Annotated in this window: 21 protein-coding genes; 11 read left to right on the top strand and 10 right to left on the bottom strand. The window is 73.4% G+C overall.

What is annotated here, in order from left to right; genetic code table 11:
• Position 1: 1 nt before the first annotated feature.
• Positions 2-952, top strand: a complete 951-nt coding sequence (locus E1262_RS27735; RefSeq protein WP_132107598.1) for an acetylxylan esterase — start codon at positions 2-4, stop codon at positions 950-952.
• A gap of 285 nt (positions 953-1,237) precedes the next feature.
• On the top strand, positions 1,238-2,566 hold the full coding sequence (locus E1262_RS27730) for a phytase (protein WP_132107589.1): 1,329 nt from the start codon (positions 1,238-1,240) through the stop codon (positions 2,564-2,566).
• Between the two features lie 108 nt (positions 2,567-2,674).
• Here the strand turns inward: E1262_RS27730 and E1262_RS27725 are convergent, their stop codons facing one another.
• Entirely contained in the window at positions 2,675-3,118 is a 444-nt protein-coding gene (locus E1262_RS27725) for an SRPBCC family protein (protein ID WP_132107588.1), read from the bottom strand.
• A gap of 119 nt (positions 3,119-3,237) precedes the next feature.
• Between E1262_RS27725 and E1262_RS27720 the strand changes: the two genes are divergently transcribed.
• Complete coding sequence (locus tag E1262_RS27720; RefSeq protein ID WP_162606118.1) at positions 3,238-3,510, top strand: DUF1905 domain-containing protein; 273 nt, start codon at positions 3,238-3,240, stop codon at positions 3,508-3,510.
• Positions 3,511-3,621: 111 nt separating this feature from the next.
• A complete protein-coding gene (locus E1262_RS27715) occupies positions 3,622-4,923 on the top strand; it encodes an MFS transporter (RefSeq protein WP_132107586.1) in 1,302 nt (433 codons plus the stop codon).
• A gap of 103 nt (positions 4,924-5,026) precedes the next feature.
• On the opposite strand, the gene E1262_RS27710 is transcribed toward E1262_RS27715, so the two are convergent.
• The 5 genes from E1262_RS27710 to E1262_RS27690 form a co-directional block, all read right to left on the bottom strand.
• The gene (locus E1262_RS27710; protein WP_132107585.1) at positions 5,027-6,094 is read right to left on the bottom strand and encodes a type IV toxin-antitoxin system AbiEi family antitoxin domain-containing protein; all 1,068 of its coding nucleotides are present in this window, start codon (positions 6,092-6,094) and stop codon (positions 5,027-5,029) included.
• A gap of 148 nt (positions 6,095-6,242) precedes the next feature.
• Positions 6,243-7,274, bottom strand: coding sequence for a M14 family zinc carboxypeptidase (locus E1262_RS27705; RefSeq protein WP_132107584.1), 1,032 nt, complete (start codon positions 7,272-7,274; stop codon positions 6,243-6,245).
• A gap of 12 nt (positions 7,275-7,286) precedes the next feature.
• On the bottom strand, positions 7,287-8,489 hold the full coding sequence (locus E1262_RS27700) for a M14 family zinc carboxypeptidase (protein WP_162606117.1): 1,203 nt from the start codon (positions 8,487-8,489) through the stop codon (positions 7,287-7,289).
• Between the two features lie 71 nt (positions 8,490-8,560).
• Entirely contained in the window at positions 8,561-10,351 is a 1,791-nt protein-coding gene (locus E1262_RS27695; RefSeq protein ID WP_132107582.1) for an AfsR/SARP family transcriptional regulator, read from the bottom strand.
• A gap of 66 nt (positions 10,352-10,417) precedes the next feature.
• Entirely contained in the window at positions 10,418-11,368 is a 951-nt protein-coding gene (locus E1262_RS27690; protein WP_132107581.1) for an NmrA/HSCARG family protein, read from the bottom strand.
• Between the two features lie 127 nt (positions 11,369-11,495).
• Between E1262_RS27690 and E1262_RS27685 the strand changes: the two genes are divergently transcribed.
• Both E1262_RS27685 and E1262_RS27680 read left to right on the top strand, forming a co-directional pair.
• Complete coding sequence (locus tag E1262_RS27685) at positions 11,496-12,221, top strand: class I SAM-dependent methyltransferase (RefSeq protein ID WP_132107580.1); 726 nt, start codon at positions 11,496-11,498, stop codon at positions 12,219-12,221.
• Complete coding sequence (locus E1262_RS27680; RefSeq protein WP_132107579.1) at positions 12,214-12,720, top strand: metallophosphoesterase family protein; 507 nt, start codon at positions 12,214-12,216, stop codon at positions 12,718-12,720. Before E1262_RS27685 ends, E1262_RS27680 begins: the two co-directional genes overlap by 8 nt.
• Before the next feature lie 277 nt (positions 12,721-12,997).
• On the opposite strand, the gene E1262_RS27675 is transcribed toward E1262_RS27680, so the two are convergent.
• Positions 12,998-14,437, bottom strand: a complete 1,440-nt coding sequence (locus E1262_RS27675) for a DHA2 family efflux MFS transporter permease subunit (RefSeq protein WP_132107578.1) — start codon at positions 14,435-14,437, stop codon at positions 12,998-13,000.
• Positions 14,438-14,510: 73 nt separating this feature from the next.
• Here E1262_RS27675 and E1262_RS27670 point away from each other — a divergent pair, with 73 nt between their 5' ends.
• Positions 14,511-15,089: a TetR/AcrR family transcriptional regulator gene (locus E1262_RS27670; protein ID WP_132107577.1), complete on the top strand. Its 579-nt coding sequence runs from the start codon at positions 14,511-14,513 to the stop codon at positions 15,087-15,089.
• Positions 15,090-15,163: 74 nt separating this feature from the next.
• Positions 15,164-16,342: a low temperature requirement protein A gene (locus tag E1262_RS27665; protein WP_132107576.1), complete on the top strand. Its 1,179-nt coding sequence runs from the start codon at positions 15,164-15,166 to the stop codon at positions 16,340-16,342.
• Here E1262_RS27665 and E1262_RS27660 read toward each other — a convergent pair.
• Entirely contained in the window at positions 16,317-17,189 is an 873-nt protein-coding gene (locus tag E1262_RS27660; protein ID WP_132107575.1) for an LLM class F420-dependent oxidoreductase, read from the bottom strand. The two genes, E1262_RS27665 and E1262_RS27660, sit on opposite strands and share 26 nt — an antisense overlap.
• 139 nt (positions 17,190-17,328) lie before the next feature.
• Between E1262_RS27660 and E1262_RS27655 the strand changes: the two genes are divergently transcribed.
• Entirely contained in the window at positions 17,329-17,976 is a 648-nt protein-coding gene (locus E1262_RS27655) for a TetR/AcrR family transcriptional regulator (protein ID WP_132107574.1), read from the top strand.
• 85 nt (positions 17,977-18,061) lie between these two features.
• Here E1262_RS27655 and E1262_RS27650 read toward each other — a convergent pair whose 3' ends face one another.
• Complete coding sequence (locus E1262_RS27650; RefSeq protein ID WP_203454563.1) at positions 18,062-18,538, bottom strand: group II truncated hemoglobin; 477 nt, start codon at positions 18,536-18,538, stop codon at positions 18,062-18,064.
• Positions 18,539-18,608: 70 nt separating this feature from the next.
• Between E1262_RS27650 and E1262_RS27645 the strand changes: the two genes are divergently transcribed.
• On the top strand, positions 18,609-18,956 hold the full coding sequence (locus E1262_RS27645) for a winged helix-turn-helix transcriptional regulator (protein WP_132107573.1): 348 nt from the start codon (positions 18,609-18,611) through the stop codon (positions 18,954-18,956).
• A 12-nt stretch (positions 18,957-18,968) separates the two neighbouring features.
• On the opposite strand, the gene E1262_RS27640 is transcribed toward E1262_RS27645, so the two are convergent.
• Positions 18,969-19,844 carry an NAD(P)-dependent oxidoreductase gene (locus tag E1262_RS27640; RefSeq protein ID WP_132107572.1) on the bottom strand — a complete coding sequence of 292 codons (876 nt, stop codon included), beginning with the start codon at positions 19,842-19,844 and terminating at the stop codon, positions 18,969-18,971.
• Positions 19,845-19,944: 100 nt separating this feature from the next.
• On the opposite strand from E1262_RS27640, the gene E1262_RS27635 reads away from it, so the two are divergent.
• On the top strand, positions 19,945-20,459 hold a 515-nt coding region (locus tag E1262_RS27635; RefSeq protein ID WP_203454561.1), incomplete at its 3' end, for an AfsR/SARP family transcriptional regulator.

Genomic DNA, 20,459 nt, shown 5'->3' with positions numbered 1-20,459 from the left:
TATGCCCTACGACGCCTGGTTCGGCCCCGACGCCTTCGACGCCACGTACGGCTACGACCAGGCGGCCCTGCTGACGGTGGGCGCGTCGGCGGAACCGGCCGGCTTCGCCGGGTTCTGGACGACGCTCTACGAGCGGGCGCTGGCGGTGGACCCCGCGCCGGCCAGTAGGCCGGTGCCCGGCCGTCCCGGCTGGCACGACGTGGAGTTCACCTCGCTGGACGGGGTGCGGCTGGGCGGCTGGCTGTGGCTGCCGCCGGACAGAGTGGAGCGCGCCGTGGTCGTCGGGCACGGGTACGGAGGCCGCGAGGAGCCCGACCCGGGCCTGGCCCTGCCCGGCACCGCCGTCCTGTTCGCCGCATCGCGCGGGCTGCCAATGCGGGGGCTGGTGCCGGGGATCCCGGCGGTGTCGGCCGAGCACGTCCTGCACGGCATCGCGTCGGCCGAGACATACGTGCACGGCGGCAGCGCCGCCGACGTCTGGTGCGCGGCGTCGGCGCTGTTGGCGCTGCTCCCGGAGCCGCCGGACCGGGTCGCTTATGCCGGCGCCAGCTTCGGCGGCGGCATCGGCGCGCTGGCGCTGCCCTGGGACGACCGGTTCGACCGCGGCGCCCTGACGGTGCCCAGCTTCGGCAACCACGACCTGCGCCTCACCATGCCCTGCACCGGCAGCGGCGAGGCGGTCCGCCTGCACGTCGCCCGGCATCCGGCGGCACGCGAGGTGCTGCGGTTCTTCGACGCGGCGACGGCGGCCCGGCGGCTGCGCATCCCGATGCTCGTGGCGCCGGCGCTGTGGGACCCGGCCGTCCCGCCGCCCGGCCAGTTCGCCGTCCACAACGCGATCCCGGGGCCGAAGCAACTGGTGGTCCTCGCCGCCGGCCACGCCGAGTACCCGGACCAGCCGGCCGATGACGCGCGCCTCGGCGCCGCACTGCGGTCATTCCTGCTCAGCTGACTCGCACGTCGAGCACCCAGGGCGAGGCCGTCGAGGCGCGCGCAGGTCGGCAGCCGGTACGACGGCACCCGGTCGCCCAGACGCAGCGCCCCGAACAGCGACGACACGATGACGACGCGGCGCCACCGCGGGCGCCGTCCAGGCCGCGGCCGCGAGCCGGCCGGGCCTGCGTCTCCGACGGACGCAGCACGATCAGCACGGATCAAGCGTAGGTCCGCACGTGTTCGCCGAGCGTTCGCTCACCGGCCACGCGGGCGGCAGGGTTGCGGGAGCAGGCTCCCGATCATGCGCCGAACCGCCGCCCTCGCCGCCGTCGTCCCGATCGCCCTCACGCTCGCGCTGCCGGCCGCCGGCGCGCCGAGGGTCACCCCGCCCGCCGTCGTCACCACGGACAACGAAACGCCGGTGCTGTACGACGACGAGGAGGGCGGCAACGCCTCCGGCGACGATCCGGCGATCTGGGTGCACCCGGAGCATTCCGGCCGGTCGATCGTGATCGTGACGGCGAAGGAGGGCGGGCTGCGCGTCTACGACCTCGACTCTCGCGAGGTGCAGTGGCTGCCGGCCGCCCCGGCACCGCGCGCCGACGGCGTGGACGGGCGGTACAACAACGTCGACATCGCCTACGGGGTCCGCCTGGGCGGCCGGACGGTCGACGTCGCCGTGGTCTCGGACCGGTACAACGATCAGCTGCGGTTCTTCGCCATCGACCCGGCCGGCTCGCGCGCCGCGACGCCGCTGCGCGAGGTCACCGCGCCGGAGCAGGAGTTCCTGTTCAGCCCGGACCGCGAGACGGTCTCGAATGAGCAGACCGCGTACGGCGTCGCCGTCTGGCAGCCGGACGACCGCGACACGTACGCCGTCGTGACCCAGGAGGGCGCGACGACCATCGCGACCGCCCGCCTGGTCGCCCGGCGCGACGGCACCGTCGCCTATGCCGACGTCGAGCACCTGAAGCTGCCGGACCGCTTCCCGCTCCCCGACGGCGGCACCTGGGTCCCGTGCGAGGAGCCAGGCGTCGGCCCGCAGCTCGAGGGCGTCGCCGTCGACCAGCGGACCGACGTGCTGTACGCGACCCAGGAGGACGTCGGCCTGTGGCGGATCCCGCTGCCGCTGGGCACCGGCGAGCCGCGGCTGATCGACGAGGTCGCCGACTTCGGCGTCCACGACGTCTACGACGAGGAGACCGAGGAATGCGTGCCGGTCGACCCGGACCAGCCCGGACTCGGCGGTCCGAACCTGGTCGCCGACGCCGAGGGGGTCGACGTCTACTACGGGCGCGGCCGGGTCGGCTACGTCCTCGTCTCCAGCCAGGGCGACGACCGGTTCGCCGTCTATTCGACGACGGGCCACAACTCGGCGCTGGGCACCTTCCGGGTCGCGGGCGACGGCATCGACGGCGTCAACGGCTCGGACGGCCTTGCGGTCACCAACCGCGTCGTCGGCGACTACCGCGAAGGCCTGCTGGTCACCCACGACGAGCCGGAGACCGGCCCGGACGTCGACCCGGAGCGCGACGCGACCAACTTCTCCTACGTCGACTGGGGCCTGGTCGCCGACGCGCTCGGCCTGCAGGTCAGCACGGCCCCGGCCAACGACCCGCGGATGCGTTGACGGCCGACGGCGTCAGCCGGCGCGGACCGGGCGGCCGAACTCGGCGTAGAGCGTCTCGCCGGTCTCCAGCGCGAGCCGGGCGGCGGCCCTCGTCGAAACGGGCGCCGGTCATCGAGCGCCGGATTCCAGGATCTGCTTGAGCCTGACGAGATCCTTCTCGTTCGCTCGCCGGATCGCCGCCGCCATCATCGGCCCGGCGACCTTGGCGAACCCGGCCGGCTCACCGCGGTTGCGCAGCGTCATGCGCGTGCCGCCGTCGCCCGCCGGCTCCCAGGTGTAGGTCGTCTCCATCGGGAACGGACCCTGCGCCGTCCGCATGACCAGCCGGTCCGGGCCGGACTCGACCACCTCGTAGGTGTAGTCGAGCGTGCGGCCGAGGAACCGGGCGACGAAGTCCAGGCGCGACCCCACGCCCATCGGCGGCGGCGTCTGCCAGCTCACCGACTCGATGTTCGCGTACCACTCGGGCGCGTGTGTCGGGTCGCCGGCGTAGGCGGCGACCTCCTCCGGCGGCCGGGCGATGACGACCTCGGTCACGACGTCGACGGCCATACCGCCAGTATGGCCCTGGTCGCCGGTGACTCCCATGATCATCGACCTCTTGTGTCGTGATCGCAGCACAAAGGTTGATGATCATGGAGAGGCGGGGCGCTCGGTGGCACACTGCCTGCATGGTGGCGTTCACCGGACGGGTGCGCCGCTGGCGCGAGGACAAGCCCGGCGGCCTGGCGGTCGTCGACGTCCCGGCGGAGCTCGTCGCCGAGCTCGGCGGGCGCCGCCAATACCGTGTGACCGGCACCATCGAGGACGCGCCGTTCACCGGCAGCACGATGCTCGTCACCGGTGGCGGATTGTGCGTCGGCGTCAGCAAGGCGGCGCTGGAGGCCGCCGGTGCCGCCGTCGGCGACGAGGTCAGTCTCGACATCACTCCCGCCGCCGGCTGACCGTCGTTGCGCCGTTCCCCGTCCTAGTGATTCGCGTCACTGATTCGCGCCCTGACCAGCGCGACCGCCGCCTGCTCGTGGTGGGCGGCACTAGATTGCTAGCATGCTCGCATGAGCAGGAAGGTGGACGATCGACGGCTCGCCGTGGGCATCGTCGCGCTCGAGTTCGCCGCCGCCGTCAGCACGTTCGTCGCATCGACGCTGCTGCCGATCATCGCCGCCGACCTCGGCGCCCGCGACCGGCTCGGGCTGCTGATCGCGGGCGGCACGCTCGGCCTGTTCGTCGCGATGCCGCTGGCGGGGACGGTGCTGCGCCGGCTGGGCGCCGGGCGGACGCTGGCGCTCGGGACGGTGTTCTACGTCGGCGGGCTGGTCGTCGCCGCGACGGCACAGCACGCGTGGGTGTTCGCGCTCGGCCAGTTCACCGCCGGCGCGGCGGGCGGCCTGCTCGCGGTCTTCGGAATCAGCGTGGCGATCCGGCGGCTGAGCGTGCGGCTGCGTCTGAAGGTGGTCGCAGCGTCGTCGGCGATGTGGATCTTGCCCGCGATGGTCGGCCCCGCCGCGACGCTCGCGCTCGAGCACGTGGCCGGCTGGCGGTGGGCGCTGCTGGCCCCGGTGCCGGTCGTGCTGGCCGGGCGGTTCCTGGTGGTGAGCGCGGTCCGCGGCGAGGCGGCACCGTCCGGCGACGGGCGGCACCTGCGGCCGGCCGGGCTGCTGGTCCCAGCAGGCGCGGCCGCCGTCGTGCTCGCGGACGGCGTCTGGCTCGCCGCCGCGGCGGGTGCGCTCGCCGCCGTCGCCGGGACGGTCGTGCTGCTCCCCGCGGGGACGGCTCGGCTGCGGCGCGGCGCCCCCGCGGCCCTGGCCGCGATGACGCTGTTCGGCGCCGGGTACGGCGGGGCCGACAGCCTCATCACCGTCCTGCTGACCGACGAGTACGGCGTCGGCCCCGCCCGTGCGGCGGTCGTGCTGAGCGCCGCCCCGATCGCGTGGGCGCTGACCAGCCTGCTGGTCACCCGGGCAGCGCCCGAGCGGCAGGTCCCGGCGGCCGGGCTGGCCCTGACGGCGGCAGCGGCGGCCGTGCTGGCTGCTGGGCCACGGGAGTTCGCCGCCGCACTGGTCGCCTGGACCGTCGGCGGCGCCGGGGTCGGGCTGGCCTACCCCGGGCTCTACCTGCGCTCCACCACGCCGCCGGCCAGTCTCGCGCCCGCCGCGCCGCGCCGCGAGGCGCTCGCGGCCGAGCTGGCCACGGCGGTGATCACGGCCGAGGCGATCGGCGGGCTGCTCGGCCGGGCCGGCGGCGGGGCGTTGGCCAGCCTCGACGACGGCGCGCCGGTCGCGTACGGCGCGTTCGCCATCACGCTCGCGCTGGGCGCGCTGGCCGCCACCCGCAGCCGCGCGCCCTTGTGCCCGTGAATCCGCCGGATGCCCGTGAATCCGGCGGATAGCGGCCCGTCGGAGACTCCATGCACCTGTTTCGCGGGCATACGCCGGTTCGGCGGGCATCGACGGCGGCGGATCACTGGTCCCAGCCGGCCGGGAGGACGATGCCGCTCGGACTCGGCGACGGCCAGTCCGCCGGCTCGGGATCGACGGCGCCGGTGCCTGGTACGTGCTTCCACCAGCGCACCGGCCGCTCGCGCCCGGCGTGCTCGCGCAGCAGTCCGGCGAACCGCGCCGCCAGCTCCTCCCGGTTCCGCCAGGCGAGATCCCACCCGAACCGGACGACGTCAAGGCCCAGACGCCGCAGCCGCCACTCGCGCTCGCCCTGCCGCGCCACGATCCGGGACGCGTCGGGACGATTGTCATACTTCAGCGCACCATCGGCCTCGAACACCACCCCGTGGAACGGCCACAGACCGTCGACCCGGTACTCAGGCTCACCCTCGCCGACCCAGGCGTTGCACACCGGCAGCGGCAGGTCGAACTGCAGACACGTGAACCGCCCGAGCGTCTCCAGCGGCGACTCCGCCCGGGGGTCGGCGTGCTCGGCCACCCACCGCGCCCGCCCGACTCCCGGCCATCCGGCCATGGCGACGACTCCTGCACGCAGATCGTGACCGGCTGCCGCCGCGGCATCGGCGGCGACGAGCGCCGGCAGCACCGGGCCCGACCGGGCGGCGTCGGCGACAGCCCAGCCCGGACTCATGACACCGACGCCCTGCACCCGTCGCGCCTGGCCCTGCGGGACCGAGACGATCCTGATGTCGCCGTATACGCCTTGCTGGAGCTTGTGGCGGGTATCGCTCGACCGGATCGCGGTGACACGCCGCGGTGCCGGGCCGACCGTCGGCAGCTCCCAGACCACGACCGAGGACCAGCCGGTCAGGAACGTCGAATCGCCGCTGTACAAGGCGAAGGCCCTCGATCGGAGCCGATGCTTCGTCCACGACGATGCGGCGGCCAGGACGGCGGCCGAGCCGTAGCAGCCGGGTGCGAGCCGGACCAGCAGCCCAGCGGCTGCCAGCCGTCGCAGCCTGCTCTCGTCGATGCCGGCCCATGCGGCGGCGGCGATGTCGACCACACCGAAGCACCGGTCGATGAGCTCGGCCACGTCGGGCGGGAGGATGCGCAGCCGGGCGGACATACGACCACCCTCAGCGAGCCCAGCGACCTCCGGTAGGCCCGATCGGCGATATGTGGACGACTCCGCCGAATCGACCGGCCTGTGGAGACACACCCGTGAGCCGGGGCCGGCCCGTGCACGTAACGGACCGGCCCCGGGGTTCGATGGATCAGGACTCGCCGCACTGCTCCTGGCTGGCGAACGGCAGGTCCTCGTACCCAGACACGTCCTGCGCGGCCAGTGACCCGTCGGCAGCGGCCCGCAGCACTGCCATCGTCGGGATGCGGAAGAGGTTCTCCAGCTGCCCGTTGCTCTTCTGTCCCACGGAGCGGACCTCGTAGAAGATCGCGCCCTTGGTCGGGCTCTGCAGGACCGGCTGCTCACCGGCCGGCGCGGTGCCGCCCATGAGCATCCGGCTGAGCCCGGCGTTGGTGATGTCGATCAGCGGGTAGTGCGCGACGTTCGCCAGCCCGTACCGCTCCAGCGCGTCGACGCTCGCCATCGCCATCTGCCGGTTGGTCAGCCACTGCTCGGCGGTCATCCGGCTGGGGTCGATGGAACGGGCGCCGATCTGGAACTGGTTGAGGTCGTTCGTGCCCTCGACGACCGGTGCCTGGCCCATGTGGTGCAGGTCCAGCGCCAGCTCAGGCGCGACGTCGCGCCACAGCTTCCAGAACGCGACGGTCTCGGGCTGGGCGAAGTTCTCCCAGTCGCGGTTGAGGTCGATCCGGTTCGGCGTGGTGCTCTGCCGGATGTTCGCCTCGGCGCCGTCGGGGTTGTACATCGGGATGACGACGACGGTGAGGTTCTCGCGGATCGATCGGGCGTCGGGGGCGCCGCTGGCCAGGTAGTCGAGGATCTGGAGGACGGCCTCGGTGCTGTGCAGCTCGTTGCCGTGGATGCGCGCCTGCAGCCAGAACGTCGTCGGGCCGGTGCCGACGGTGGCGTAGTACAGCTCGCGCCCCTCGCCGGAGGTGCCGGCCGACGCGACGCTGACCAGGCCCTTGCTGGTCCGCTCGATCCGGTCCAGCTCGCGGATGACGTCGGCGTAGCCGGCCACGCTGGACAGGCTGACGTTCTGATCCGGCTGCAGGCAGGGCCCGCCGGGCACGTGCGCCGGTTCCGACGCCGCCGTCGCGGCGCCGGTCAGGAGGGTGGCGAGCATGCCGACGCCGGCGAGCCCGCTGACGAGTCTGCGCATGGAGGTCTCCTCTCACAGGTCCCGCGGGTTGCCGATACGCGGCCCGGCCGGCGGGATGTCGAAGTAGCGGGCGGGGTCGACGGCGTCGATCTCGCCGTTGGCCAGGGCCTCGAGCGTCACCCCCATGCCGAGCAGCGACTGCTTGATCAGCATGCCCATCGACTTCTGCGCCGCGGACCGCGTCTCGTAGAGCATGATCCCGGCCCCGTTGAGGGCGTACGAGCCGAGCGCGGTGCCGGGCAGCTCGACGTCGGGGTAGCGCGTGATGCCGCCGAACGGCGACTCGCCGATCGAGCGCAGCGCGTCCCAGACCAGCACATTGAGCTGGAAGCTCAGGTCGCGCACCGCCGGGTCGAGCGGGAACTCCGGCGTGCCCTCGGTGACCAGGCCGATCACCTGCAGCGTCGTGAGCTGGTTCTCCGTCTCGGACTCGACGTTGCTGCCGCGGTGGTGGTGGTCGATGAAGATCTCCGGCTGCAGCCGCTGGAAGATCGCCGCCGACGTGCGCGCCTCGGGCGTGACGAAGAACCCCGGCAGCTCGGACATGCCCGGCAGCAGCGCCTCGTCGCCTGGCTTCAGACGGAACGTCAGGTCCGGGTGGAAGTCGCGGTTGATGTCGTAGCCGGACACGCGGCCCGGCTGGAGCAGCGACCGCGGCAGGTACCACGGCGCCGGCGCCGCGGGGTCGAGACCCCACTCCTGCGGCGTCCACGTCTGCGTGTTCTGCCGCCGCTGGACGAGGAATCCGGTCTCGTCGCGGAAGTCGGCACCGTCCATGTTGAGCCGCGGGATGAACCAGATGGTGAGCCGGTCGAGGACGTGCCGGACCGTGGGGTGCGAGCTGGTCGCGAGCGTCTGCATGAGGTGGAGCACCACCTCGGTGCCCAGCGGCTCGCCGCCGTGGATCTGGGTCTGGATGAGCACCGGGAGTTTCCCGGCCTCCGGCTCGCCGAACCGGGCCAGGTGGATCGGCCAGCCCGTGGCGGACTGCCCGGCCACCTCCACGGCCATCCGGCCCTTCGACCGTGCGGCGATGGCCGCCAGCTTCGGCCCGAGATCGGTGTTGGCGGTGAGGGCGACCTTCTGAACGGTCTGCTCGGGCTGCAGCCACGGCCCGTTCGGCCGGGACTGTGGTTCGGCGTGGGCAGCGCTGGGGGTCAGAGCCGCCCCCACTCCCAGACCGGCGACTCCAGCGAGGAACGTGCGTCGGCGCATGTCGGCTCCTGTGGTCGGTGACATAGCACCTTCGTGATCGACGTCACAGACCAAAAGGGCACGGCCGGCAATTAGGCGATTGCCCCAATTAAGTCGGGATCGCGATCGGCCGTCAGCGCGCGTCCCCGGGCGAAGACGCGTAGCGGGTACGGGAACGCGTAGGTCTGCGGCCCGGTCGGCGCCAGCAGGTGCTGGTCGACCAGCGACTCCAGCAGCGCGGCGGCGGCGCCGGGCGGCAGGTCCAGCACGTCGGCCGCCGTCGCCGCCGAGACCTCGGCCAGGTCCGCCACCGCGAGCAGCAGGAACGCCCGACCTTGCTCCGGCGCCAGCCGCGCCAGCATCGACTGGTACGGCGCCTCGATGGTGGCGCACTCCGGCGGCCGCACCGGCGCGCCGGGCCCCGGCGGCCCCAGCCGGCGCACCGCGTCGGCCATGCTCCAGCCCGGCCGCGACGCGATCCGCTCGCCGATCGCCTGCACGATCTGCGGCAGGCCGGCGGTGCCGCTGAGCAGTGCCCGGACGGCGTCCGGTTCCGCCCGCAGGCGGTCGGCACCGACCAGCGACTCGAGCAGGGCGTGCGCGTCCTCCTCGGCAAGTGGGCCGAGCGTGAGCCACTGGGCGGCCGGCACACCGTAGACGCGCTGCCGCGACGTGATCACGACCGCGGCTCCGCCGGATCCGGGCATCAGTGGCCGCACCTGCTCACCGTCGCCGGCGTCGTCGAGCACGACCAACAGCCGCCGGTCGCTGGTGAGCGTCCGCCAGAGGGTCGCCCGTTCGCCCGGCGACTCGGGCAGCTCGGCGGCGGGCACGCCGATGCCGTGCAGCAGTTCGGCCAGCGGGTCGGCGGAGGCGCCGAGGTCGACGAAGACATGACCGTCTGGGAAGTCAGGGAGGGTCCGTCCGAGGTGGACGGCGAACGCGGTCTTGCCGATGCCGGCCAGCCCTTCGATGCCGACGACCGGCACGCTCGCGCCCGACGCCGTCAGTGCGGCGGCCACCCGGGCGAGCTCGTCCCGGCGGCCGGCGAACCGTGGCAGGTCGGGCGGAAGCTGGCAGGGCCGGACGGCGAACGCGGCGGCCTCGGCCGCCGGAGCGGGCACCGGCGGCGCCGCCGGGGCGTCCAGCGTGGGATCGGCCGCCAGGATCCGCCGCTGCATCTCGCGCAGGTCCGGTCCCGGGTAGAGGCCGAGCTCGTCGGCGAGCCGGCGCTGGACGTCGGCGAAGACGGCGAGCGCGTCGGCCTGCCGCCCGGACCGGTAGAGCGCCAGCATGAGCAGCTCGCGCGGCCGTTCCCGCAGCGGCTCCTCGGCGACCAGCTCGGTCAGGTCGGCGGCGGCCTCAGCAGGCCGTCCGGCCGCGATGTCGGCCGCGGCGAGGTCCTCGCGCGCCGTCAGCCGCAACTGGGCCAGCCGGACCCGCTCGAACTCCGCGAAGTCCGCGGTGATCCCTGCCAGCGGGGTGCCGTGCCAGAGCCTTAGCGCCGAGCGCACCGCCGTCGCCGTCCCCTCGGCGTCACCGGAGCGCTGCGCCGTGCGCGCGACGCCGAGCAGCCGCTCGAACTGGCGCAGGTCGGCCGGCCCCGGGCGGACCGCGTAGCCACCGGCGACCGACTCGACGACCGACGCCCCCAGTACCCGGCGCAGCCGCGACACGTACGACCGGACGATGCCGAGCGCGGCCGGCGGCGGTTCGTCGTCCCAGAGCGCGGCCGTCAGCTGCCCCACCGTCACCGGCGCGCCGTCCTGGAGCAGCAGGAACGCCAGCAACGCCCGCTGCTGCGGCGAGCCGAGCGGGAGCTCGTGGTCACCGCGCCAGGCACGCACCGGCCCGAGCACCTCGAACCGCGGCTCGTCCGCCACGCGCGCCTCCTCCGGATCCGGTCGCCGCCCATGGGGGCAACGACCGGCCGTGAGGCGCTATTCCCGTCAGACGAGGTCCGCGAACGCGTCGCGGTGGCCCGCCAGCCAGGTCGCGAAGTCCTGCAGCTGCGGGTTGAGCTCGCGGACCCGCTCCGGCACGCGCGCGCCGGCGAAGGCGTCCTCGTGCTCGGCGTAGAAGAAGAACATGTTCGCGATGTCGTCGGCACCAGGCATCGGCAGTGCGCGCACCTCGTCCAGGCTCATCGGCCGATACTCGACCGGGACGCCGAGCTCCTTGCTGAACGCCGCCGCGTACTCCGCGCCGGTGAGGTTCTCGCCGGAGATGCTCACCGTCTGCCCGGCCAGCTCAGGACCGCGGGCGAAGATGCCGAACGCCGTCCGGCCGATGTCCTCGGCGGCGATCCCGGGCAGCTTGCTGTCGCCCATGGGCACCCGCAGCGCCAGCACGCCGTCCTCGTCGCGGACGGGCCGGAAGAAGTCGGCGAACGCGTCGAAGTAGAACGTCGTCGACAGATAGGTCGTGGACACGCCGGCCTCGGCGAAGTACGCGTCGGCCTCGCCCTTGCTGTCGAAGTGCGGCACCTTGTAGCCGCCGCCCAACGTCGGCGCCCGGTGGTCGTCGGGGTCGATGTGTTCGCGGGTGTCCGGCAGCGTCGACCAGACCACGTGCCGCAGCCCCGCGGCCGCGGCGGCGTCGGCCAGCGTGCGGGCCTGCCGCTGCTCGCGCTCGACGGAGTTGTACTCCCAGAACGCGGTGACGAAGAAGCCGCCGTAGGCGCCGTCGAGCGCAGCCCGCACGCTCGCCGCGTCGTCGAGATCGGCGACGACGAGCTCCGCACCGCGGGCGGCCAGGTCCTTCGCCGTCGGCGAGTCGGGATTCCGGGTGAGCGCCCGGAGGGCGAACCGGCGCTCGGGGTCGTCGAGGATCGCGCGCGCGACGCCGCCGCCCTGCTGCCCGGTGGCGCCCACCACTGCGATGATCTTCTGCTCGGTCATGTCAGTACTCCTCGGTTCGTGTCGTCGCGGATCGGGTCTCCCGGTCACGTCCCGAGGCAATCGCGGCGGCGTCCACATCGCGTGCATATTCGATTGACGCGCAGGTCAGCGGCCCTAGGCTGGCCGTGTGTACACCGACGACGACGTGGCGGCGCTCTACGAGGTGCTCAATCCCTGGGGCCCCGGCGACGACTTCTACCTCGAGCGGGTCATGGCCGCCGGCTCCGTCCTCGACGTCGGCTGCGGACCGGGCGGGCTGCTGCGCCGTGCCCGCGATGAGGGGCACACCGGCCGGCTGTGCGGTCTCGATCCCGACCACGCCGCGCTGACCCGCGCCCGCCGTCGTTCCGACGTCGAGTGGGTCGAGGGCCGGGCCGCCGACCTCACTGCGGCGGGCGAGTTCGAGCTGGCGGTCATGACCGGGAACGCGTTCCAGGAACTGGTGGGCGACGACGACCTGACGGCGTCACTGGCGGCGATCCGCCGGGCGCTGGCCGGCGGCGGCCGGTTCGCGTTCGAGACCCGGAACCCCGGCACGCGCGAGTGGGAGTCGTGGCGCCCGGAGAACGGCACGGACGTGGTCGACGACTCCGGCCGGGAGCTGCGGGTCTGGCACCACGTCGAAGCGGTCGTGGACGGTCTGGTGACGTTGACGGAGACCACCGGGACGCGCGACGGCACGCCGCTGCGGGTCGACCGCGCCACCCTGCGGTTCACCGCAGCCGGCACCCTCGACGCGCTGCTGACGGCGGCCGGATTCACCGTCGAGGAACGGTATGGCTGGTGGGACCGCCGGCCGTTCGCCCCGGACAGCCGCCTGATCATCACCGTCGCGCGGGCCAGCGATGGCTGACGTCGCGCGGGTGGCCGTGCTGGCCGACACGCATGCCCCGCGGTTCTGGAAGGCCTGCCCGCCGGCGGTCGCGGAGCGGCTCGACGGCGTCGACCTCATCCTGCACGCCGGCGACGTGTGCGTACCGTCCGTGCTGGACGAGCTGGCGGCGTTCGCGCCTGTCCACGCCGTGCTCGGCAACAACGACGGCGCCGACGTCGCGGCGTGGGGCGCACCGGAGGAGCTGCGGCTCACCGTCGCCGGCGTGCGTATCGCGATGCTGCACGACAGCGGGCCGGCATCCGGGCGGCTGCCGCGGCTGCGGGCCCGCTTCCCCGACGCCGACCTGGTGGTGTTCGGCCACTCGCACATCCCGTGGAACGAGGAGTCCGGCGGCCTCCGCGTCTTCAACCCCGGTTCGCCGACGGACAAGCGCCGGCAGCCGCACGGCACCATGGGCCTGCTGAAGCTGGCCGGTGGCCGAGTCGATTCGGCCGAGATCGTCCCCGTCACGCCCTGACCCGCCGCCCCGTTTCGTCCCATTCGGGCGGGGTAGCCGGGCTGCCGAACCTGGCCCCTGACACCCGGGTCGAGCTGCGGCTGCCGCTCGACGAGCCGCCGTCGCCGGGCGGCGGCCCGAGCGCGCCGCGGAACCGGCCAGGCCGGGCCTCGGCACGCTGACGGTGACCGCTTGCTCGTTGAGCGTCACCTGGCGTGCCTGTTTCGTCCCCGTTTGTGGAACGCTCCAGCGTGCCATGGTTCATCGCGTGCTCCGGTGTTCCCGGTGGGCCGTGCGGTCACCGGGTGATACCGGCGGGCGCCCGAGAACTCATCGCCGCCTCCGGTGCCGACTCTACGGATCGGCCCGTCCGGCCGTGCGGGAGCGCCAGGGCGGCCAGCGCGCCCAGCCCGACGACGCCGGCGCCCACCAGCACGGCGACCACCGCGGCGTCGACGTATCCGGTCGGCGTCAGTGCACCACCCGCGCCGGTGAAGACCGCCGTCAGCACCGCGATGCCCAGCGCCACGCCGACCTCGCGGAGCGCGGAGTTGGTGCCCGACGCCTTCGCGTTGTCCTCGTCGCGGATGGTGGCGAGAACGGCGGTGGCGCTGGGCGCGATGACCAGGCCCATGCCAACGCCGGCCAGCGCGAACGCCCCGACGAGTCGCCCGTAGCCGACGTCCTCGGCCATGACGAGCGCGATCCAGGCGAGCGCCACGGCCACGAACACCAGACCGGTGACGATCGGCAGCCGGGTGCCCAGGCGCGGCACCGCGAGCCCGGCCAGCGGCGCGACGACCATCGGCGCCATCGTCCACGGCATCGTCAGCACGCCGGCCTCCAGCGGGCTGTACCCCTGCACGACCTGCAGGAACTGGATGAGGATGAAGATCGCCCCGAACACGCCGAAGCTGAACAGCACGCCGACCACGTTGGCCGTCGAGAAGCCGCGGTCGTGGAACAGCCCGAGCGACAGCAGCGGGTCGGCCGTCCGCCGCTCCCAGGCCACGAACAGCCCGAGCAGCACCACGCCGGCGGCCAGCGTCGACACGATCTGCGCGCTCCCCCAGCCCACGGACTCCGCGCGGACGATGCCGAAGACCAGCGTGAGCAGCCCAGTGCTGGCCAGCCCCACGCCCACGAGGTCGACGCGCACCCGCCGGCCGAACGACTCCGGCAGCACCATCAGCACCAGCGGCAGCGACAGCACGCCGATCGGCACGTTCAGCCAGAAGATCGCGTTCCAGTTCATTCCCTCGACCACGGCGCCGCCGACCAGCGGGCCGAGCGCGACGCCGAGCCCCGTCACGCCGCCCCACACGCCGATGGCCAGCGGCCGCCGCCGCGGCGTCACCGACGTCGACAGCAGCGTCAGCGAGAGCGGCATCAGCGCCGCGGCGGCCGCTCCCTGGACCGCGCGCGCCGCGATCAGCTGCCACGACTCCACGCTCACCGCGCACAGCGCCGACGCGACCGTGAACAGCGCCAGCCCGAGCGCGAACACCCGGCGCCGGCCGAACCGGTCGCCGAGCGCGACGGCGACCAGGATCAGTCCGGCGAACGCCAGCGTGTAGGCGTTGACGAACCACTGCAGCTCCTCGATGGAGGCCTGGAACTCGCGCTGCAGAACGGGTAGCGCGCTGGTCACGACCAGGTTGTCCAGCGCCGCCATGAACATCGGCACCGACGCCGCGAGGATCAGCAGCCATGTCGGCCGGGGTCGCACGCCGTTCATCCGCCGCACCTCTCAGAAGGTTGTTATTGGTTGATTACTTGAAGAGTAGTAATCGACTGATAACATGTCAACCATGGAGACGAGACACCGGCTCCCGGCGGCCGAGCGGCGTGAGTCGATCCTGGCCGCGGCGAGCGTCGTGTTCGGCGAACGCGGCTACGCGGGCGCCACCACCGACCAGATCGCCACCGCGGCCGGCATCAGCCAGGCGTACGTCGTGCGGACGTTCGGCAGCAAGGAGGCCCTGTTCGTCGAGGTCGCCCGGCGGGCGGTCGGCCGCATCGCGGCCGCGTTCCGCTCCGCCATCGAGGCCGACGACGGCCGGCCGGTCGACCGGCGACTGGGCGAGGCCTACCTCGACCTCATCGCCGACCGCGGCATCCTGCTGTCGCTGCTGCACCTCTTCAGCCTCGGCAGCGACCCCGCGATCGGCCCGGTCGGGCGCGAGGGGTTCCTGACCGTCTACCGGCTGGTCCGCGACGAGGCCGGCCTGTCCCCCGAGGAGGCGAGCCACTTTCTCGCCGAGGGCATGCTGATCAACACCGTCCTGGCGCTGCACCTGCACGAGTCCGAGGACCCCGACGCGCTGGAGCTGGTCACCCAGGCCTGCGGCGGCGACCTCAGCCGCTTCCGCGCCCTCGCCGCCGGCTGACGGCTGACGGCTGACGACCGCCGACCGGCGCGGCTCTACGATACGGGCGTCGCGACGGACGGGGGGACACGACCATGACGGAACAGCAGCTGCGGCGGCCACGGATGCGAGCCCGCAGCCCGCACGAGGCACACCGCAGCGCCACCCCGTTGGAGCTGCTGTTCGACCTGTGCTTCGTGGTGGCGGTCGCCCAGGCCGGCGCCCGCCTCGTCCACTCGGTGGCCGAGGGCTCGTTCGCCGCCGGCGTGGGCGGCTACGTGTTCGTCTTCTTCGCCATCTGGCTGGCCTGGGTGAACTTCACCTGGTTCGCCTCGGCCTACGACACCGACGACGTGCCGTACCGCATCGCCACGTTCGTGCAGATGTGCGGTGTGCTGGTGCTCGCCGCCGGCATTCCGCGGGCGTTCGACGAGGACGACTTCAGCATCGCGGTGGCGGGCTACGTCATCATGCGGCTCGCGCTGGTCGGCCAGTGGCTGCGGGCGGCGCACGGCGAGACGGGTGCCGGCCGCACCACGGCGCTGCGCTACGCGGGCGGCCTGGTGGTGGTGCAGACGGCCTGGGTCCTGCTGCTCCAGCTGCCAGATTCCGCCTGGTCGGCCGGATTCGTGATCCTGGCCGCCGCGGACCTCTCCGTCCCGGTGATCGCGGAGCGAGCCCGGCGGACCGGGTGGCACCCGCACCACATCGCCGAGCGGCACGGCCTGTTCACGATCATCGTGCTGGGCGAGACCATCGCGGCCGCGACCGTGGCCGTGCAGTCGGCACTGAACGAGTCGTCCGCCGCCGACGACCTGGTCCCGATCGTGGTGGGCGGGCTGCTGGTCGTCTTCAGCGCGTTCTGGTTCTACTTCGCCGGGCCCATCCACGAGCACCTGCACGGCAACCGCGAGGCGTTCCGCTGGGGCTATGGGCACTACTTCGTCCTCGGCTCGGCGGCGGCCATCGGCGCGGGGCTGGAAGTGGCCGTCGAACACGCCACCCACCACGCGCACGTCTCCGTGTACGCGGCGGCCGCAGCCGTCACGATCCCGGCGTCGATCTACCTGTTCTCCGTGTGGCTGCTGCACGCCCGGCACTTCAAGCGGACGCTGGCCCAGCAGCTGGTGCTGCCCGGTGCGGCCGTGCTCGTCGCCGCGAGCACGGCCGCCGGGCGGTGGGCGGTACTGCTGGCCGGCGTGGTGTGCGCCGTCGCCGTCGCCGTCGGGCTGACCCTGGAGCGGCGGGTCAGAGCTTCTCGGCCACCGGGATGACGTCGGCGCCGATGCGCTCGAGGTCGTCCAGGCGCGGCACCGTCGGCACGGAGCCCAGCACGGCGTCGACGCCCAGGTCGGCGAGCCGGCCGAGCTCGTCGATCAGCTCCTGGGTGCGCGCGCCGTTCTCGCCGACGTCGAGCACCTGGTAGACGGTCTTGGTGATCTCGTCGTCGTCGCGGCCGACGTCGGCGCAGTGCTGGCGCAGCACGTCGAGCTTCCGCGGCAGCGCCGGCGTGTTGAACAGGTTGCACGCGTCGCCGTACTGCGCGACCAGCCGCAGCGTCTTCCTCTCGCCACCGCCGCCGATCATGATCGGCGGGTGCGGGCGGCTCAGCGACTGCGGCGAGTTCAGCAGCCGCTCGGCCTTCGTGAACCTGCCGTCGAACGGGCCCTCGTCGTCGGACCACATCTGCAGCAGGTAGCGCAGAGCCTCCTCGAGACGCTCGAACCGCTCGGCGGTGGACGGGAACGGGAAGCCCAGGCCGCGGGACTCCTCCTCGTTCCAGCCGGCGCCGATGCCCATCATGGCGCGGCCGCCGGAGAGCACGTCGAGCGTGGTGACGGCCTTGGCCAGCAGAGCCGGCTCGCGGTAGTGGACGCCGGTGATGACAGTGAGGAGCTCGGCCCGCTCGGTGTGCGCGGCCAGGAAGCCCAGCGTCGTGTACGCCTCGAGCATGTCGTCCTCGGTCGGGCCGACGGCGGCGATCTGGAAGAAGTGGTCCATGACCGCGACGTACTCGAACCCGGCCTGATCGGCGGTGCGGGCGACGGCGGCCAGCTCGCCGCCCAGCGCGGCGGGGCCGTTCGGCCAGGTGAAGTTGGGAATCTGCAGTCCGACCTTCATGACGTGATGGTTCCTTCGCTCGGAGAGCCGCAGGTGAGATGCTTCGCAGGGGGAGCAGCCGATAATGTGGAGGGATCCCTCCGTATCACCATACGGAGGGTTGCCTCCGTTTGCAAGGGCTCACGTAGGAGGTGACGGCATGACGGACGCGAACGGCGCGGCGTATGGGGACGGCGCCGCTGCGGCAGCGGGAGACGGCACGTCGGCTGATGCGGGCAGTGCGCCGGCCGACGTCTTCGCGCGCCGGCCGAAGCGCGCCGACGCCCGCCGCAACTACGAGAAGCTGCTCTCCGCCGCCCGCGAGGCGTTCGCCGAGGCGGGCGTCTCCGCGTCGCTGGAGGACATCGCCCGCCGGGCCCGCGTCGGCATCGGCACGCTCTACCGGCACTTCCCCACCCGGCAGGACCTGTTCGAGAGCGTCTACGTCGACGAGGTCGAGGCGCTGTGCCGTGCCGCCGACGAGCTCGCCGGCCTGCCGCCGTGGGACGCGCTGGCCGGATGGCTGCGCCGGTTCGTCAGCTACGCGGCCACGAAGCGGGCCATCGCCGAGGCGCTCAACCACGACTCCCCCGTCTTCGCGACCTGCCGCAAGGCGATCGACGCCGCGGGCCGGCCGCTGCTGCGCCGCGCCCAGGAATCCGGCGACGCCCGCCCCGACGCCTCCTTCGACGACGTGCTGCGGCTGGTCGGCGGCGTCACGATGTACCCGTTCGCCGACCCCGCCCAGCTGGAGCGGGTACTGACGATGGCGCTGGACGGCATCCGGGTGCGGCGGCCGCCAGGTTGATCACCCGGAGCTCACTGCGGGGTTCGCGGCGTTCCCCCGTTGATCACGTAGACCCGCCCGGCCGGCGTTGGACAGGGCCGGGCGGTCACTCGGCCGCGGCGCCGCCGGGCGGTTGCCACGGCGGCGACGCCCAGGTCCAGGTGGGCATCGGCTCGGGCGGACCCGGCCGGACGCCCGGCTGCGACAACAGCACGGCCATCCGGCTGCCCCACTCGACGTAGCCGGTGAACGCGGCCCGGAACTCCGGGTCGGCGGGCAGCCCACTATCGTCGGCCGCGTCCTGCAGCAGCTCGACCCAGCGCCGGCGCTGCCGTTCGGTGATCGCCTTGCCGAGATGCTTGCCGATCATGTGCGCGTGCCCGCCACGCTGCCGTGAGTACAGCGGTGGGCCGCCGAACACCTCGCCGAGCCAGGCCGCGACGTGCCGCGGATGGTCCGGATCCATGTCCCGGAACAGCTCGCGCAGCTCGGGGTCGTCGCGCACGCTCGCGTAGAACGCGGTGAACAGCCGCTCGAGCGCCGCGGCGCCGCCGGCCCACTCGTACAGTGTCGGAACGGTCACGCCACGAGTCCACCACCGGCCTCCGGCACGGACAAGAACGTACCTTGTGGTGCGTGGAGGTGAGCCGGCCATGAGCGTCGCTCGCACGCGGTACTACTGCCCGGTCGAGGTGACCGTCGACGTCATCGGCGGCCGCTGGACGCCGGTGATCCTGGCGCACCTCAAGGAGGGCGTCCACCGGTACGGCGAGCTGCGACGGCGCATGCCCGACCTGACGGAGAAGATGCTCACCCAGCGACTGCGTGAGCTCGAACGCGCCGGCCTGGTCACCCGGACCGTCCACGAAGGCGTTCCGGCACCGGTCACATACGACCTCACGGACGAGGGCCGCAGCCTCGCGCCGGTGCTCCAGGCCCTCTACGCCTGGGGCGAGGAGCACGCGGCGCGCCACGGGATCGCGATCACTCCGGTCGAGTGATCGTCCTCGCCGTCAGGCCGGCCGGGACCGGATGCTCTCGATGATCCGGTCGAACGACTCCTCACCGTGTCCCTCCGCCAGCTGCCGGGCGAGCAGCTCCTGGATCGGCGCGACGAGGTCGGGCGCGACGCCCTGGTCCACGCTGGCCTGCACGATCACGTCGAGCGCGGCCTTGTTGAACTCCACGCTCTGCACGTCGGTGGTGTAGTCGCCGCTGTCGACGAACGCGGCGGCGTAGGGCAGCGAGGCGGTCATGGCGCGCAGCCACTCCCCCGCCGACGCGGCGAACTCGGCGGCGCTGACGCCGGCCGTGCCGACCATCGCCGCCCCGTGCAGGAACCCGGCGAACATCGTGTACATGCCGGACAGCAGCGCGAGGTCGTAGAGCGAGGCCAGTCCGGCGTCGGCGCCGAACCAGCGGCTGGTGCCCAGCAGCTCCAGCGCCGGCCGGTACCGCTGGAACGCCGCCTCGTCGCCGCTGTACAGGAACTGCGACGTCTCGCTGCCGATCATCGGCGGCGTGGCCATCATGCCGCTGTCGACGTAGTCGATGCCGCACTCCGCGGCCCAGGCGGCCAGCTCCCGGGCCTGCCGCGGCGTGCCGGTGGTGAGCTGGACGACGGTGCGCCCGGCCAGCTCGGCGGCGACCGGCTCCAGCAGCTCGCGGGTCGCGGCGTAGTCGAGCACGCAGACCATTACGAGCGGGCTGCTCGTGACGGCCTGCGCGACGGTGTCCGCGCGGGTCGCGCCCTCGGCGACCAGATCGTCCGCACGTGACGGCGTGCGGTTCCACACCGTGGCCGGGTGGCCGGCTTCCAGCAGCACGCGGGCGATCTCGCGGCCCATCGCGCCGAGGCCGACGACGGTGACGGGGTGGCGGTCGGTCATGGTGTCCGTCCTTTCGTGTTGCGGTCCCGCCGAGCGTGCGCGGCGCCGCTTTCGATCCGCTCACGGCCGGCTGGCGGCCCGGCTCGGCTAGCGTGATGACGTGCGTTTCGGGGTGCTCGGGCCGTTGGAGGTCACCACGGCCGGCGGCGCCCCGGTACGAGTTCCGGAGGCCAAGGTCCGGCTGCTGCTCGCGGTCCTGCTCGCGCACCGCGGCCGCGCCGTCTCGGCCGACCGGCTGGTCGACGCGCTGTGGGGCGACACGCCGCCGACCCGCCCGCTCGGCGGGCTGCAGACCAAGGTGTCGCTGCTGCGGCGGGCGGTCGGCGCCGATCTGGTGACGTACCGGCCGGCCGGGTACCAGCTGCACGCCTCCGCCGACGACGTCGACGCCGGACGGTTCGCGGTGCTGGTCGCGCGGGCCCGGGCGCACGACGATCCGGGCGCGCGCTCGGCGCTGCTGGGCGAGGCGCTGGACCTCTGGCGCGGTCCGGCCTTCGCGGACGTCGCCGACGCGGGCGTGCTGGCCCCGGCGATCCGGCAACTGGAGGAGCTGCGGCTGGTCGCGGTCGAGGAGTGGGCCGAGGCGCGACTGGAGGTGGCGGGTGGGCCGGGCGG

The organism is Jiangella aurantiaca, from assembly GCF_004349105.1.
GTDB lineage: Bacteria > Actinomycetota > Actinomycetes > Jiangellales > Jiangellaceae > Jiangella > Jiangella aurantiaca.
The sequence above is the reverse complement of the archived record's forward strand: the minus strand, read 5'-3'. Positions and strand labels throughout refer to the sequence as shown.

Bases quoted from the DNA above. Each gene is read 5' to 3' on its own strand.
- E1262_RS27730 (WP_132107589.1), top strand. From the start codon at position 1,238: ATGCGCCGAACCGCCGCCCTCGCCGCCGTCGTCCCGATCGCCCTCACG.
- E1262_RS27640 (WP_132107572.1), bottom strand. From the start codon at position 19,844: ATGACCGACCGCCACCCCGTCACCGTCGTCGGCCTCGGCGCGATGGGC.
- E1262_RS27705 (WP_132107584.1), bottom strand. From the start codon at position 7,274: ATGCGCAGACTCGTCAGCGGGCTCGCCGGCGTCGGCATGCTCGCCACC.
- E1262_RS27680 (WP_132107579.1), top strand. From the start codon at position 12,214: ATGGCTGACGTCGCGCGGGTGGCCGTGCTGGCCGACACGCATGCCCCG.
- E1262_RS27675 (WP_132107578.1), bottom strand. From the start codon at position 14,437: ATGAACGGCGTGCGACCCCGGCCGACATGGCTGCTGATCCTCGCGGCG.
- E1262_RS27670 (WP_132107577.1), top strand. From the start codon at position 14,511: ATGGAGACGAGACACCGGCTCCCGGCGGCCGAGCGGCGTGAGTCGATC.
- E1262_RS27715 (WP_132107586.1), top strand. From the start codon at position 3,622: ATGAGCAGGAAGGTGGACGATCGACGGCTCGCCGTGGGCATCGTCGCG.
- E1262_RS27690 (WP_132107581.1), bottom strand. From the start codon at position 11,368: ATGACCGAGCAGAAGATCATCGCAGTGGTGGGCGCCACCGGGCAGCAG.
- E1262_RS27660 (WP_132107575.1), bottom strand. From the start codon at position 17,189: ATGAAGGTCGGACTGCAGATTCCCAACTTCACCTGGCCGAACGGCCCC.
- E1262_RS27655 (WP_132107574.1), top strand. From the start codon at position 17,329: ATGACGGACGCGAACGGCGCGGCGTATGGGGACGGCGCCGCTGCGGCA.
- E1262_RS27725 (WP_132107588.1), bottom strand. From the start codon at position 3,118: ATGGCCGTCGACGTCGTGACCGAGGTCGTCATCGCCCGGCCGCCGGAG.
- E1262_RS27735 (WP_132107598.1), top strand. From the start codon at position 2: ATGCCCTACGACGCCTGGTTCGGCCCCGACGCCTTCGACGCCACGTAC.
- E1262_RS27720 (WP_162606118.1), top strand. From the start codon at position 3,238: ATGGTGGCGTTCACCGGACGGGTGCGCCGCTGGCGCGAGGACAAGCCC.
- E1262_RS27665 (WP_132107576.1), top strand. From the start codon at position 15,164: ATGACGGAACAGCAGCTGCGGCGGCCACGGATGCGAGCCCGCAGCCCG.
- E1262_RS27700 (WP_162606117.1), bottom strand. From the start codon at position 8,489: ATGCGCCGACGCACGTTCCTCGCTGGAGTCGCCGGTCTGGGAGTGGGG.
- E1262_RS27645 (WP_132107573.1), top strand. From the start codon at position 18,609: ATGAGCGTCGCTCGCACGCGGTACTACTGCCCGGTCGAGGTGACCGTC.
- E1262_RS27710 (WP_132107585.1), bottom strand. From the start codon at position 6,094: ATGTCCGCCCGGCTGCGCATCCTCCCGCCCGACGTGGCCGAGCTCATC.